Annotated in this window: 1 protein-coding gene; it reads right to left on the bottom strand. The window is 42.2% G+C overall.

Annotated features, from left to right (window positions below):
- A partial coding sequence (locus FTU29_RS17280; protein WP_180079341.1) for an efflux RND transporter permease subunit occupies nt 1-1098 on the bottom strand: 1098 nt, incomplete at both ends.

Below are 1098 nucleotides of genomic sequence, written 5' to 3'. Positions count from 1 at the left end.
CATTTGGAAGCTGAATAGGTAACTGGGAAACAGATGCGACACTACGGTCTTGCTCTCCAAGACGGATAACAAAATCAAAACGACGATCGCCTTCTAAAATCTCTCCCACGCTTTGTCCACCAATACTGGTTGCCACAAGGTCTTGAATTGAACGCACACTCAAACCATATTGTGCAGCCAAAGTTTTATTTACCTCGACATTCAGTAATGGCAAACCTGAGGTCTGCTCAACTTTCACGGCACTGCTACCCGATATTTGCTGAATGATTTTGGAGATTTTAGTCGCCTCAGTATTGAGGACATTCATATCATCACCGAAGATTTTCACACCAACATCACTACGCACACCTGAGATCAATTCATTAAATCGGAGTTCAATCGGTTGTGAAAATTCACTATTATTGCCTGGAATCGTGGCTAAATACGTCACCATACGGCCACGTAATTCATCTAAACTTTCTTTAGGATTTGGCCATTCTGAACGAGGCTTTAACATGATATAGCCATCTGAAATATTGGGTGGCATGACATCTGTTGCAACCTCGGCTGTACCCGTTCTGGCAAATACTGCCTTAATTTCAGGGAAACTCTTTAAAAGAAGTTTTTCAGTATTCTCCTGAATACGTAAAGACTCTTCTAAGCCTGTACTTGGTGAACGTAACTGTTGTACCGCAAAGTCTCCTTCACTGAGCTGTGGTGCAAATTCACTGCCGAGTTTGGTACTGATAAATCCCGTAATCACTAATACACACAGTGCAAAAGTCAGCACAACTGCTTTGTATTGATACGAAATATCAAGAGTTTGCTGATATTTAGCTTTTAGCCATAACATCCAACGACTTTCTTTTTCTTGAATATCGCCTTTGACCCACAATGCCACAGCAGCAGGCACAAAGGTGATCGATAAAATAATGGCTGCAACAAGGGCGAGTACCACTGTCAATGCCATCGGATGGAACATTTTTGCTTCCACACCACTTAAAGCAAAAATCGGCAAATACACCACCAAAATAATAAGCTGACCAAAAATAAGAGGACGACGTGCTTGGCGGGCAGCCAGAAAAACTTCCTTAAAGCGTTCACTTTGTGTGAGAGGTC

It is taken from the genome of Acinetobacter sp. YH12086 (assembly GCF_013419345.1).
Lineage (GTDB): Bacteria > Pseudomonadota > Gammaproteobacteria > Pseudomonadales > Moraxellaceae > Acinetobacter > Acinetobacter amyesii.
Note: the sequence above shows the minus strand (reverse complement) of the source record. Positions and strands in the feature narration are given on the sequence as shown.